Here is a 13,989-nt window from a genome sequence, read left to right as displayed (position 1 = left end):
CTGCCGTTCAATCCTTCAAGTACCACCGCCAGCTTCTCCTCTGTCGTCCAGTTACTGCGCTTCATCTTGCCTCCTTGGCTAGATGCCTCATTCTACCTCTAAACTACCCTCGTGTCCAGTCTCTGAGGGGCGCAGTATAAAAGCGTGTCGGGAAATCCTAAATATGCGTTACTGACCTTGGATGCTAATAAAACCAGGGCAACGAGTTCAAGATAAGGTATCATTTCTGCATGCGGATAAGCGCAACCCTACAACTTATGTGATTTTTACTGAAAAAGGAAAGCAGATTAAGGCTCCCTGCAAAGTTTAACTGCAGTTCCATACACTAAAAGCTCGATGGCGTCATCAATAAGAGAAGAAAGCATGAAGTCTATTCCTAAGACAGCGTCTGCTCCCAGTTCGTTGGCTCTGGTTATCATCCGATCGAGCGCCTGCTCGCGGCATTCAGAGAGTAATTTAGTGTACTCCTCAATTTCTCCGCCGACAGCATCCTTAAACCGGGCGGTGATATCCGAGCAAATATCTCTCGCTCGAACAGTGTTTCCGTAAACTATTCCAATGGTTTCTTTAACGACATAGCCGGCTATGGTTTCTGTCGTAGCTATTATCATAGTTTAACCTCTTTTGAATACTTATCATAACGTCTTAGAAAAAGCTTCTCCCTGAGCACGCTTATGAACAAACCGAGAAGACCCAGAAGTACTGCCGATACCCCTATTTTAAAAAAAATCGAGACTGAGGGGTTCAGTACGAACTCCTTTATAAATAAGAAGATGCCGAATCCAAACAGAAGAAGCACACCTAAACCTGCAAACAGCCATCCCAGTCTGCGCTCAAGTCTGTTGTACACAGAGCGCCAGAAGCTTGCACGCGCTTCTTCTGTGAGATCTCTGAGTTTGACGGCCGACATGAATTCCTCAAGATTCTTGAGCTCCCCGAACTCTTTGCTGCATTCGTTGCAGGATTTGATGTGCGATTCAAATTCGTCTCGCTCCTTGTCGGTCGCAACCCCATCCACAACTCTAAGCAAAAGATGCTTGTAGTGTTCGTGGTTCATTCGACCTCCTTCAAGAGCCTTGATTTAAGATGCTTTCGCGCATAGTAAAGCCGGGACATCACTGTGCCGAGCGGAATATCGAGTTCGTCGGCAATCTCCTGGTAAGAGAGCCCTTCGAAATAGAATTTGCCGATTATCTCCCGGTCCTGCGTCGAGAGTTCCGCCAATGCCCTGTTAAGGCAGAGTTTTGTATCCGCATCAAGACCCCTGGCTGGTTCTGAAAGCTGAAAATCCTCGATGTTGTAGGCTTCCTTGCGCTTACGGCTTTTAATGAAATTGTAGCACAGGTTGCGAAGTATGGTGGCAAACCAGGGAAAGAACGGACGCGAAAGATCGAATCTGTGAAGATTCCTGAAAGCGCGGATGAAGGCATCCTGCGACACGTCCATCGCATCCTGTTCCGAACCTAGAATGTATAAAGCCATTCTGTATGCCCTTTCCGTGTATTTAGCCACGATATATGCGAAAGCGTCCCTGTCTCCTTTTATGGTTTGTGCGAGAGCGTGAGTCTCGTTCTCAAAACCAACGGTTTCGCGGAGAACTGCCTCCGCACTGCCTGTGTCCATATCTACCATATCTACAGTATGCATCAATATTTTATTCAGTCAACCCGGATATTTTCGATATACGTGCAGAACCATATCATACTTGACAATACATATCCAATAACGATAATAGCCTGATAGTAGGAGGAACGTATATGAAAAAATTCTTTTGTTTATTGATTACTTGTGTATTGGTTTTAGCGCCGATTACGGCAAACGCGCAATTGGGCGACCCCTGCCGCGATGCGGCAACTGACGTGAGAAGGGATGTTAGTGAAACTCTCTGGTTCGCGCTCGGGTGCCTTTTCGGCGTTTTTGGAGTTGGCGCGGCATACCTTTTTGCCCCTTCCCCCCATGCAATGGACCTTGTGGGCAAATCCTCGGATTATGTAGCCGCATATACGGACTGCTACAAGGAGGAGGGCCGTTCGATTCAAACCAGGAAAGCTTTTTCGGGGTGTCTCATATGGACGATAGTCGCCCTGCTCGGAGGAGGCGGAATAGTGGCCGCGACAACGGGCTGCCTTGTGAATTAGGAACCTGAATTGTTTTTGAGCTTACTATTCTTGCTTTATGGAGGAAACACTCCAGAGGCAATGATAGCGGGTGATTTCGTCATCAGCACGCTCATTATTGAAAAGAAAAAATCTCTAGATGTAGTTCAAGGAAAGTTCTATCTGGCTGAACCACACTGCCTTCTCTTTGAAACATCCTCCCCTGTTCATCAATTAATGAAAATAAGATACGATACCACTGAGATTTACTATCCAGAGGAAGCAAAATTGTTCAGGATTGTATACAAAAAAGGAGTGCCTGACGAGAACCTTTCCCTGACAGATATCTTCAATACAGATATTGAAAAAGCGCTTCACGATGCCGGACTTAGGGTTGATAAATTTTTCAATAAAGGGGATACGGTTTTTATGAATTGGAGCGGGCGCTCTCCTGGGAGTGTCACAACGGCAAGGGTAAACGATAATCTTGTCCTCTGCCGCACAAAGGGCAAAAACTGGTCGCTTGATCTTGAGATGAGAAACTACCGGAACTTGAACGGTAAAAGCTACCCTGAACACATGCGCTCCATAGTTAAAACCAAAGGTTTTGAGAAGATAGAGGAACTCAGACTAGGAGATGTCAAAACCGGTATCACCCTTCCGGATGTTTTTTTTGAAAACTGGTGCACGATTCCGGGGATAGTTCTTAAGGCAGTAGACTGGTAAAGAGCGGTTATCGATATTACTGAAAACCAAAAACAAAAGTTGACTTTTACAAATCCATGAATAGTCTTAGTCGATGGTTGCAGGAAAACTTAAATTCATCAGAACTTTGATGTTTCTTTTCATTCTAACTTTTTTGGTATCCTGCCCGCCACAGGAACCTACAAAAGCGGAAATCCAGACCTACGATATCTTATTGGACTACGACCACGAGAACAATACGAACATCGCCCAGGTCTACAAAAATACAATGGACAGGTTTTACGATTGGAATCCCAGCAAAGATGAAATAGCAGAGATTACCGATACCGCAGGAGAATTCACGCTCCATATATTCGGAGTCCGTCATCAGTCGAGACTAGCAATCATTCGCTTCTTGAGAAGCGTACTGCCTTTCATTAAAAAACCCGGTGAGTGGGCATTCTTTGTAGAAGGAATTGCGCAAGATGAAACCTCACTGCCAGAGGTGTTTTTCTTCAAAGGAGTTGCGCAGGAGCTCAATATTAAGACTTTCGACCCAATCGTATCGCCCTTGGGCGCTGAAGTTACGGCAAGACTTTTGCTCGGGACGCCGCCTATGGTTACGCTCAAGGACATACACTTCGCGGTAATTAACGATTTGTTTCCGACGCCGGCATCCCTTCACTCGCTATCTGCCAAGACCAGAAACAGCTATGTTTCAATGATAAGCTCTTACAGTCTTTTTCCGAGGGATTCTATCGAACGTCTCCTTGTTGAATACGATACGGCTTACCTTAGCCGTCCGCTAAGGCTGGCTTCCGCCGAGAAGGTCTTTGCCCAGATTCGCAGAGATATGGTAGATACCTCTAATATCTTGAGTAGAGCTTTGTTCGCAGATGAGATTTCAAAGCTCAAAAATACCAAGCATATCTTCATCTGCGTAGGCATCTATCATCTGCCCGTTTTCGAAAATCCTGATGAACTGCTAAACCAAACATACCAGATTCACATGTTACCCGAGGAGGTACCATCAACGAAATAGTATCTGAGAAAGCAATGGACTGGACTCGCCTTTCACCTGAAGAAGCGGCGAGAATCCTGAAAACCGATCTTGTTTCAGGCTTGACCAAAGAAGAAGCCAAAAAAAGACTAGCGCTTGAAGGACCCAATCGCTGGGCGGACGAAAAGGCTCCTAATCCTTTAGTCATGTTTCTCAGGCAGTTTCTGGATCCCATCGTCATAATTCTTCTTGTTGCACTCGTTGTATCCGGTTTCGTTCTTGGCGAATGGCTCGATGCGGGAGCGATAGGAGTGATTCTCGTCCTGAATTCCGTACTCGGATTTGTCCAGGAATACAGGGCTGAGAAAGCGCTTTCGGCCCTTAAAAAGCTCTCCTCGCCAAAAACGAATGTTCTTCGTTCAGGAGAGATTCTAGAGGTCGATACGGAGGAGCTTGTCCGCGGAGACATAGTGCTTCTTGCTGCAGGCGACAAGGTGCCGGCAGACGGCCGGCTCTTCGATGCCAAGCATCTTCTTGTAGACGAATCGAGCCTTACTGGCGAATCCGTCGCAGTTGATAAGCAAACGCAGGAACTTGCCCACGAGACCCGTCTCGTTGGAGAAAAAAGGAATATGGCATTTCTCGGAACGAGCGTGGTAAAAGGCAGGGGCGCCCTTGTTGTAACATCCACAGCAAAAGCGACCGAACTCGGCAAGGTTGCCGAGTCCCTTTCCGAAAAGGAAGACTCCACCCCGCTTGAAAAGGATCTTAAGAAGCTTGGAGGAAAGATTCTCTTCATTTGTCTTGGAGCCAGCGCTCTCGTCTTCTTCATAGGCCTTTTCAATCAGGTGAACTGGCTCGAGACCCTGCTTATTGCGATAAGCCTTGCCGTTGCCGCCATCCCAGAGGGTCTTCCTGCAGCGGTAACAATATCGCTTGCCCTGGGCGTAAGACGCATGGCAGAGCGCCGTTCCATAGTCCGCAGACTGCATGCAGTTGAAACGCTTGGTGCGACTACTTTCATCTGCACGGACAAGACCGGAACCCTGACCGAGAACATAATGAAGGTCGAAAAACTCATTCCTCTCCACCAGAAGGATGAAGGCATGCTTATAAGAGCGATGCTTTTGTGCAACGATACCAGGAAATCAGGAGAGCTGTACTCCGGCGATCCGACAGAAACCGCGCTCGTCAGATTCGCTGAAACCGAAGGCTTCGACTTCGAGGAGATGAAGCGCACGCATCCAAGAGTGGATGAGATAGCGTTCGATTCGGACAGAAAGATGATGACGACCCTGCACAGATGGGATAGGGGTTTCATATCCATGACAAAGGGAGCACCGGAGAACATAATAACACGCTCGGCGAACCTCGATTCTCAAGCCCGAAAGCAATGGCTTGAACGCTGCGACGAACTCTCGCGCAACGGATTCAGACTTCTCGGTTTTGCGGAGAAGGAAGTTAATTTGACTTCAGTAAATGCTTCGCTTGAAAAAGACATGCGGTTCCTCGGCATAATCGCCGAAAGCGATCCGCCTAGAAAGGAAGTGGCCGCAGCCCTGGCAGAATGCCGCAAGGCGGGCATCGGCGTCGCCATGATAACGGGCGATCACGTTTCTACTGCAAAAGCTATAGGTTCAAGGATAGGTCTTGAGGGCGATGTAATGTCCGGAGAGGAACTCGCTGAGATCGACGATGAGGTCCTTCACGACAAGATAGAAGATATCGCAGTGTACGCAAGGGTTTCTCCTCTTCAAAAAGTCAAGATTCTTGAAGCTCTGAAGTATCGCGGCCACGTAGTGGCGATGACAGGCGACGGCGTCAATGACGCGCCAGCGCTAAAGAAATCCGATATCGGCGTCGCAATGGGCATAACAGGCACGGATGTTGCCGTAGAAGCCTCCCAGATGATTCTCACCGACGATAACTTCGCAACGATAGTTTCGGCTATTAAGGAAGGCCGTCTTATTTTCTCAAACATTAAAAAATTCGTGCACTTTCTGCTCTCGTGCAACGTCAGCGAGGTTCTTTCGGTGCTTATAGCCTCATTACTCGGAATGCCCTTCCCCCTCTTCCCTATCCAGATTCTATGGATAAACCTTGTGACGGACGGCCTCCCGGCTCTCGCTCTTGGGACCGACAAACCTACCATGGATCTAATGGCGAAGCCGCCTAGAAAAACGTCGGAAGGAATCATAACCCAGATGGGGCTTCTCGGTATACTCATTCAGGGTCTTATATTAACCTCGGGCGTGATTGCCGCATACGCCCTTGAATTATACGTACTTCCGCAGCTGTTAGGCTACAAATCCGATCTTGGAATCGCAAGAACGGTCACTTTTGCCACTCTAGTATTGAGCCAGCTACTGCATGCCTTCAACTTCAGGGTCGAAAAATCCTTTATTATATCTCGCGAGACGTTTAAAAACATGTTTCTCAACATCTCCTTCCTTGCCTCCCTTGCATTACAGGCGCTCGTTATTTTCCTTTCGCCTCTGCAGGTGATATTCAAAACATCCTCATTGAACTGGATACACCTTATTGTAGCCGCAGTCGCATCTATAGTACCGGCGATAGGAATCAATATCTTCCGAAGGCACGCCAAAAGATTCGCGTGAAGAATGAAGACCTGCCAGAAGCAATTGCAATCTTGAGGAAAGAGGCGGAGAGATATAATCCTCCAGTCTCCGAACGCCAGCATGCGTACCATAATCCCTTCAGGGTTCTAGTGTCCGTACTTCTTTCGGCAAGAACCAAGGATGAAACCACCGACACCGTCGTTGACAGGCTTTTCGAGAAAGTCTCTTCGCCTGCGGATATAGCGGCACTTTCTGCAAAAGAACTTGAAAAATTGCTTTACCCTGTCGGGTTCTACAAAACGAAGGCGAAGCATTTAAGGGATACATCACGATTGATTATGGAGAATTACAACGGGATAGTTCCCGACATGATGCAGGAGCTTTTAAATCTTCCCGGTATAGGCCGAAAATCAGCCAACTTGATACTCGGTCTTGTTTTCAATAAACCTTCCATCTGTGTAGACACTCACGTGCACCGTATTGTCAACAGGTGGGGATACGTACGCACCAAAACGCCCTTCGAGACCGAGATGGCATTGAGGAAAAAACTTTCGGAAAAGTACTGGATAGAGATAAACCGGTTGCTGGTGATTTACGGCCAGAACGTATGTACTCCGGTGTCACCATACTGCTCAAAATGCTCGATAGGAGAATACTGCAAGAAAGTGGGCGTCTTGAGGACGCGATAAAAAACTTGAGTTCTAAGGAGCCTCAATCACATCAAGCGTAACGTAAAGCTCATCCCCGCCTGAAAAGCATCCGACACCGGCCTCGTTGAAATCCGCATCGAGCATTATCTCTCTGTGTCCGCTGGAATTCTTCCACGCTTCTACGACGCCCGAGGCAAGTTCCGCAACGCTCAGATTCTCTATATCGGGATTTAATCTGTAGTAGATGTTCTCCCCTGCCTTAAGGTAAGCGATGCCTGCCTTAGCTATCCTCTCATCGAAGGACACACCCTCGGGCGTGTCATGGGAAAAGTAATCCCTCCTGGACATGTCCTCTGAATGCTCTCTAGCCACCTCAGATAGTTTCTCGTTTTCTGAAAGAACAGGCTTTTCCTCGTTCGACCTGAAGGTATTTATCTCCTGGAGTATGCGCTGCTCGAGTTCGAGCATTCTCGGGTCAACCTTAGGCTCGCAAGCTATAAGGAAAAAGACTGAAAGCAATTGGAACGTGAGCGGCATGGATTTTTTAACAGTTAACATCTTACCCTTCCCCTGAAAGCATGAGTTTATCTCGACCCGATGTTTTTGCTCTGTAGAGAGCGGCGTCGGCCTTTTTTATAAGCTCTTCCCTTGATTTTGCATCCCTGGGATAAAATGCTCCTCCCACGCTCGCTGTAACCTGGATGGTCCCCTCCTTAGCCCTTATCATTGCGCGTCTTATTGAGACAAGCAGTTCCTCGCCTTTACCAATCATATCCTTAGAGGTTATATCCGTAATGACGACGGCAAACTCCTCGCCGCCGTAGCGGGCTGGAATACCCTTATCCCTGATTACTTCAGAGATTTTTTTTAATACCGCATCGCCCACGGGATGGCCGTATGTATCATTGATATTCTTGAAGTGATCTATATCGATGATGAACAGGCCGACCGTCGGACGTTTCTGAATAGAAGATTCTAGCTCCTCCTGGAATGCCCTGTGATTAAGGAGACCGGTAAGTCCGTCCAGCCTTGCCAGACGGCCAAGCTGCTCCTGGTATCTTACCCTGAGGAAAGCGGCCGATAGAAGCGTCGCCGCGAAACCGAGTATTTTACCGTCACGTTCGCTGTAGGCGTCCGCCTCAAGTTTTTCTATCCAAAGAACTCCTCGAGTATGTTCGTCTTCGTCGAAACCTATACCCATAAAGGTGCGGTTTGCAGGCACCTTCTCGCCTGGCCCGAAACGATACAGTCCAGGCTTGCTCATGTCCCTGTGCAAGAGAAAACCCTTGTGCTTTGCCGTCATTGCTACAAGACTTCTTTCAGGCTCGAACCGGAATCCCCTATCAAACTCCTTCTCGCCGTCGTATCGAAGAAGCGCAGCGCCCTCCTTGTCGCGTAATCTGGCGAAACCTGTAGCGTCGGGATCGAAGATATCTCCAGCTAATTCAAAGCTTCTTTCTATAAGCTCTTCTTCAGAAAGACCCGTCAAAAGATTGCCTGCCATCTCGTAAAGTCCTGAGAATCTCAGAGCTTCCCTGTGGCGCTCCTCGTACTGCCTCGAGATTTCTATGTCCCTGGCCAAAAGGTCTCCTACGGCGACAAGAAAATCCTTGTCGTATTCGTTCAATGCCCTCTCCGCATCAACGACGATAATTCCGTAGTTCGTACCGGCGTTAGCCACAGGTGCAGTGGCAAGAGCTTTAATATCGACTTCGGCGTCGTAATACCCTATTCTTTTTGAATCTTCCCGCAAATCATTGAGGATTGTCGGTTTCCCCTCTCTTGCTAGATATCCAATTACACCCTCGCCCAGGGTGATGCTTGCATCCTTTTTTATCCTGGGGAACTGCGACTCGATGGCGACAAGCTCAAGCTTGTCCTTGTTCAGGAGGAAAAGCCCGGCGGTATGAACCCTCAGGGTTTCGAAGACGAGCTTGACGAAACCTGAACATAAAACATCCGCATCGATGGAGTATTTTTCCTCCTTGAGCGACTGGAGTCTTTCCTCTCTCGGGCTCGACAAAGGATCAAGCCAGTGGTACTTGGCGCGTTCCCGTTCAAGACTCTTCTCAAGGGACTTTGCCCTGCGCTTTTCGACACTAAGGAAGAGGTAAGCAAGCACGACGAACCCGGAGAAAGCAAGCAGTGCTCCTAAAGGAAACGCTGATTGTGCCAGGTGAAAAAGAGCGGATAGAGACTCAAGAACAAGAATTGAAACCCCGGCCACTATATAGCGCCATAAGCTGGCCCGCAACCCCTCGACGAACAGGAGAAGAAAATAGAAAAAAAAGAGCTGGGAAGCGGCTCCACCCGAGAGCTGGATGGCAAGATTCGCGAGCGCGAGCGCGAGTAGATAAAACCAGAGACGCGACGTGAAGAGGAGCACCGCGACTCCAGCTACCGGCAAGGCAATGAGATAGAATGGGTTTACGGACTTCAGGAAAGTTCCTGAGGCACTGAAGAACGCGTAGACTAGGAAGGGGAGATATACGACAATCTTCAGAATATCCTTCATTCTCAAGTGCCCTGCCCCCCTCCCGCTTCAGTTTTTAAGACAAGTGTCCGAATCACATTTCTTGTTACCAGTGAGAAAAATGCCTGACGCCGGTGAAGACCATCGCAATATTCTGGGCATCCGCTTCGGCGATTACTTCTTCATCTCTTAGCGAACCGCCTGGCTGGATAACGGCTGAAACGCCCGAACCTTTCAGGGATTCTATCGAATCTGCGAACGGGAAAAGCCCGTCCGATGCGCATACCTTGACCCCTTCGCGGCTTTGTTCTTTAAGGAGCCTCAATGCCCGCCTTGCGGAATCAACCCTGTTGGGCAGCCCGGCGCCGATGCCAAGACTCGTATCCTTTGAGGTTATTACAACCGCGTTCGAACGCGCGTGCTTGCAGACCTTCCAGGCGAAATCCATTGCCTTTTTTTCTTCTTCGGTAGGGCTTCTCTTGGTGACAACCTTACAGTCGGCCGCGGATTCAATTGCGTTGTCACGATCCTGATACAGAAGACCGCCGAGCGTCGAGCGTACGGTAAAAGCAGGCATTTTGCCCGAGTACTGAACCAGCCGCAGTTTCTTCTTTTTTGCGAAAAGCTCCACTACGGGTGCTGAAGGAATATCCGGGACGAGAAGGACCTCCACGAATTTGCCTGAAAGAAACTCCATTATCCCTTCGTCGAGCGGCCGATTCAGTGCAATGACGCCGCCGTAAGCAGACAGCGCATCCGCATTGTATGCCCTTGCAAAGACACGGGCGTATTTCTCGGATTCGGCAGATTCGGCGACCCCGCATGGATTGGCATGCTTGACTATCGCAACGGCCGGGTTGGAAAACTCTTCAACCAGCAGAATTGCGGCTTCCATGTCCATCAAATTGTTGTATGAAAGTTCCGGACCGAGTAACTCCTTGAAGCCGAAGGTGGAGTTCGGGAAGCGGTAGTATATCCCTTTCTGGTGGGGGTTCTCGCCGTAGCGCAGCTTCACTGGATTCACTGCACTCAAACTGATTTGATTCTCGTCAGCGGCTATCTCTACGGAATGCGGGTCTGAGAGATAGCTGCTTATTGCAGCGTCGTATGATGCAGTGCGCTCAAAAGCCTTCTGCGCGAACTTCGCGCGAATCCCGGGAGTGGGTCCCTTGTTTTCCTTGATGTCGTTCAAAAGCTCCCCGTACTGGTCAGGAGACGAAACAACGGTCACGTACTCGAAGTTCTTAGCTGCACCGCGCAGAAGGGTTACACCGCCGATATCGATGAACTCAACCATCTCGGAAAGGGATAATCCCTCCTTCATCTTGAGTTCGAAAGGGTAAAGGTTAACCACAACAAGCTCGATGCCTGCAGGCCTGCCAAGGATATCGGTATACAGCTTCGTGTGCAGCGTTTTGACCCTGCCGTCCTGTGTTTCTGTAAATCCTGTATAGTTAGAAATTTCAATGACGCCAATGCCCGCGCGTTTCAGATATGTAGCCGTGCCGGAGGTTGAAAGTATCTCGTACCCTTGCTCCACGAGCGCTTTAGCAAACTCGTCGAGTCCTGTTTTATCCCATACTGAAATAATCGCTCTCTTCATATTCAAGCTCCGAATTTCTTCAGTCTTTTTGCATGAGCCAGAAGCAGAGGCATCACGTCAAGACTGTTTATGTGGCCTATCAAACCTCTTGCGCAAACTCTCTCGCTGAACCCCGGTTGTTTTTCGATTCTGGCGCTCCGGGGAGAATGGAGGAGAAACGGATTGGGGTGCCATGAGTGACCCGCAAGCAAAGCGGGAGTGGAGTGGTCGCTCGTTATTGCGACCACGTCAAACTCCATCTCCAAAACATCCGGAATCAAACTGTCAAACTCCTCTATGAGTTCAACCTTTTTGTCGAAATTTCCGTCTTCACCAGCAGCGTCTATCTCCTTGAAGTGCAGGTAAAAGAAATCGTACTTATCGAAGTTCTCCTTGAGGGTCTCAAGCTCTTCGCGCCACGACGAACCAGTATCAAGCACCTGCATTCCGACGAGTCTGGCAAGCCCGCGGTACATGGGATAGGTTGCTATCGCAGCCGCCTTGAGTCCGAACTGCTCTCCGAACGGCACGAGATCTGGAAGCGATGCGAATCCTCTCAAAAGAAGCGTGTTTGCAAGCTTTTCCGAGGACAATAGCTCCTGAGCCTGAAGGGCAAAGCGGTTGACGATTCTTGCAGTCTTGCCGGCGTCCTCAGCCATTGGCCGGATGATTGCAGGCGGAAGTCCATCCTTCTGGGGATCCGACTCAGTCAGTTCATGACTGAGTCCTGCGCCGTCGAATACGACGACAAACCTATGACTCTTGCCTGACCTTATCTCTATTTTGACGTCTTCAATCTGTTCAATCTGGGAGCTTAAAAGCTTGCACAGGCGAACGTTCTCCTCGGTCGGGATACGGCCTGCACGCCTGTCTGAAATGACTCCGTTCTTCATAGTTGCAAAATTCGCGCGCGCGGCTACATCGCCGCGCTTAAGCGGATAGTCCACGCCAAGAGCCTCGAGCACACCCCTGCCTATCTCGAACTCCAGGGGGTCGTAACCGAAAAGCGCCAGATGGGCCGGTCCAGACCCCGGCGTTACGCCCGAATCAACAGGAGTCGTCAGTCCCAGGGAGCTTTCTGAAGCCAGCTTATCAAGGTTGGGGGTTTTTGCGGTTTCAAGCTCGGTCAAGCCATCGCGTTCGAGTCCGCCCATTCCGTCCACCACTACTAGGAGTATCTTTGTTTTTGAAGGAATAACCAGATCCGTCAAATATTCCATTGGGCCTCCATTTAAACTTTGCCGTTCGGAATACACATTATAAATGAAAACGGACAACCGTCAACATTTCGACCAAAAATTAAGGCGGGAGCAAGTCCCGCCTTAATTTTTAACATGGTATCTATCAATCGCCTTTGATGAGGGTTATATCGCCGGTCTCAGTTACGGCATCCAGACGCGATCTTGCGGGCCCGACGCCTATGGTCCCAACCTTGTGCTTATTGCTCCAAGGACTGCCCTGCTCGTATGTATAGTCATTGATGCGAACCTCGCCGGTCGTTACGGCCATGTCAAACTCGAGTCGTACGGCGGCAGGAAGGGTTACGTCAATCGTGCCCGTGGTTGCCTCAAGACTCAGTACATTAGTAGTATCCATCACGGCGACGACAAGCTGGGCATCGCCTGTCGTCGTCTCAAGGTTAATTTTGCCGTTTTCCGGAAGCTTCGTGATCTCGCAGTCAACGGTTCCTGTTGTCGCTTTTGCATCCACTTCACATTCAAAATTCTTGATCTCGATATCACCAGTGGTTGTCTCTAGATAGGGCTTTTTGTTCATCCCCAGTACGCGGACATCGCCTGTCGTGTTAACCACGGTCAGATTCATGGTATCAGGGATTATTACATTGAATGTAACCTGATAGTTTCGGGCTATGTCGACGTCAGGAAAGTCGGTCTCGACCTTTACGGTGTGAGTGGCGGTATCGCCGATAATTGTTACGTCAATGTCGTTGAGATGGTCTTCAGCCTCAGCATAGCTCGTGCCCATGCACTTCTTGATGTAATATATCATTATACTGTCCGTAGTCGGTGTAGCCGTTACCACTACATCGCCAGCTTTGTTGTCCATATCGAGAATGTTGTAGCCCGAAGAAACCTTGAATACTTCGGTATAGTCTTCAGTCGCCTCTTTATCGAGTATCAGATCGCATCCTGAGAATATGAGAGCAAATGCCAGTAGCGGCAGCACTAAAAGCAAACGTTTCATTCATCCTCCTTGATGATTCAGTAGTTTATTATGCCCAGTTGACCCCAGTTGTCAACTCCCCAAAAGAACTCCCGCAGATAGAATTTAAAGACGCAGGCGGAAGAAAGAAGTTGCCGCTCCGCTTCAGAAACCCTCGCCCTCCGGGATGAGGGCTACGCTCTGGAAGAGCGTCGGGTGAGGGAGGTCCCCCTTATGAAGGGGGAATTAAAGGGGTATTGGGCTTCCCTCACCCCCCTCCCCTCTCCCAAAGGGAGAGGGGATTAGTAATTCCCCTTCCCCAGCGTGGGGTAGTGGTTCCCCTTCCCTCGATGGGAAGGGGGTAGGGGCAAGGTGAAAACCTTTATTTTTTACTTCATCTCTCAACTATTCAAGTAATGTTTTTAATTCAGAGCTTCACCTCCTCCCAGCCTCCCCCGTCAAGGGGGAGGAGATTAGTGGTTTCTCTTCCCTCGACAGGAGGAGGAAAGGGGGGAATATAGCGTTCCCCCTCCTTGATGGACAGCGTGCCCCTTGGGGTGTCTGCACCCCATAGGGTAGGGGGATTGATGGGACGGTGAAACCTAAGATAAGAATATTATATATATTGACTTTCTGCCACCCACAGCGTAACATAATCCCCAGGAGGAATGAAAATGAGCGATGAAAATACCGAAGAAAAGAAACCGGAAGAGCAAAGGCCGTCCTTGCCATGGTTGCTTAATCAACTTGATATTATTAACT

13 protein-coding genes are annotated in these 13,989 nt (G+C 49.1%); 5 read left to right on the top strand and 8 right to left on the bottom strand.

Annotation, left to right across the window (positions count from 1 at the left end):
* Positions 1 to 287: 287 nt before the first annotated feature.
* The 3 genes from GX441_12170 to GX441_12160 are packed head-to-tail and all read right to left on the bottom strand — an operon-like array spanning position 288 to position 1,632.
* Complete coding sequence (locus GX441_12170; protein NLI99396.1) at positions 288 to 611, bottom strand: YbjQ family protein; 324 nt, start codon at positions 609 to 611, stop codon at positions 288 to 290.
* Positions 608 to 1,057 carry a hypothetical protein gene (locus GX441_12165; GenBank protein ID NLI99395.1) on the bottom strand — a complete coding sequence of 150 codons (450 nt, stop codon included), beginning with the start codon at positions 1,055 to 1,057 and terminating at the stop codon, positions 608 to 610. The genes GX441_12170 and GX441_12165 overlap by 4 nt, the downstream gene beginning before the upstream one ends.
* Positions 1,054 to 1,632, bottom strand: coding sequence for an RNA polymerase sigma factor (locus GX441_12160; GenBank protein ID NLI99394.1), 579 nt, complete (start codon positions 1,630 to 1,632; stop codon positions 1,054 to 1,056). The genes GX441_12165 and GX441_12160 overlap by 4 nt, the downstream gene beginning before the upstream one ends.
* A 125-nt stretch (positions 1,633 to 1,757) precedes the next feature.
* On the opposite strand from GX441_12160, the gene GX441_12155 reads away from it, so the two are divergent.
* The 5 genes from GX441_12155 (at position 1,758) to GX441_12135 (ending at position 7,048) form a co-directional block, all read left to right on the top strand.
* Positions 1,758 to 2,138 carry a hypothetical protein gene (locus GX441_12155; protein NLI99393.1) on the top strand — a complete coding sequence of 127 codons (381 nt, stop codon included), beginning with the start codon at positions 1,758 to 1,760 and terminating at the stop codon, positions 2,136 to 2,138.
* Between the two features lie 9 nt (positions 2,139 to 2,147).
* Positions 2,148 to 2,822: a hypothetical protein gene (locus GX441_12150; protein NLI99392.1), complete on the top strand. Its 675-nt coding sequence runs from the start codon at positions 2,148 to 2,150 to the stop codon at positions 2,820 to 2,822.
* A gap of 73 nt (positions 2,823 to 2,895) precedes the next feature.
* A complete protein-coding gene (locus GX441_12145; GenBank protein ID NLI99391.1) occupies positions 2,896 to 3,822 on the top strand; it encodes a hypothetical protein in 927 nt (308 codons plus the stop codon).
* Between the two features lie 14 nt (positions 3,823 to 3,836).
* Entirely contained in the window at positions 3,837 to 6,398 is a 2,562-nt protein-coding gene (locus tag GX441_12140; protein NLI99390.1) for a cation-translocating P-type ATPase, read from the top strand.
* Positions 6,395 to 7,048 carry an endonuclease III gene (locus tag GX441_12135; GenBank protein ID NLI99389.1) on the top strand — a complete coding sequence of 218 codons (654 nt, stop codon included), beginning with the start codon at positions 6,395 to 6,397 and terminating at the stop codon, positions 7,046 to 7,048. The genes GX441_12140 and GX441_12135 overlap by 4 nt, the downstream gene beginning before the upstream one ends.
* 12 nt (positions 7,049 to 7,060) lie before the next feature.
* Here the strand turns inward: GX441_12135 and GX441_12130 are convergent, their stop codons facing one another.
* From GX441_12130 to GX441_12110, 5 genes are all read right to left on the bottom strand, one after another.
* Positions 7,061 to 7,567 (bottom strand): CAP domain-containing protein, encoded by a 507-nt coding sequence (locus GX441_12130; GenBank protein ID NLI99388.1) that lies wholly within the window; start codon positions 7,565 to 7,567, stop codon positions 7,061 to 7,063.
* Between the two features lies 1 nt (position 7,568).
* Positions 7,569 to 9,524 (bottom strand): GGDEF domain-containing protein, encoded by a 1,956-nt coding sequence (locus GX441_12125; protein ID NLI99387.1) that lies wholly within the window; start codon positions 9,522 to 9,524, stop codon positions 7,569 to 7,571.
* A 64-nt stretch (positions 9,525 to 9,588) separates the two neighbouring features.
* Entirely contained in the window at positions 9,589 to 11,085 is a 1,497-nt protein-coding gene (purH, locus tag GX441_12120) for a bifunctional phosphoribosylaminoimidazolecarboxamide formyltransferase/IMP cyclohydrolase (GenBank protein NLI99386.1), read from the bottom strand.
* 2 nt (positions 11,086 to 11,087) lie between these two features.
* Positions 11,088 to 12,284: a 2,3-bisphosphoglycerate-independent phosphoglycerate mutase gene (locus GX441_12115; GenBank protein ID NLI99385.1), complete on the bottom strand. Its 1,197-nt coding sequence runs from the start codon at positions 12,282 to 12,284 to the stop codon at positions 11,088 to 11,090.
* A gap of 124 nt (positions 12,285 to 12,408) precedes the next feature.
* The gene (locus GX441_12110; protein ID NLI99384.1) at positions 12,409 to 13,269 is read right to left on the bottom strand and encodes a DUF4097 family beta strand repeat protein; all 861 of its coding nucleotides are present in this window, start codon (positions 13,267 to 13,269) and stop codon (positions 12,409 to 12,411) included.
* Positions 13,270 to 13,989: the final 720 nt, after the last annotated feature.

The sequence above is a fragment of the bacterium genome (genome assembly GCA_012517375.1).
Classification (GTDB): domain Bacteria; phylum Hydrothermota; class Tepidihabitantia; order B3-TA06; family B3-TA06; genus JAAYVC01.
This window is presented reverse-complemented; position numbering and strand designations above follow the sequence as displayed.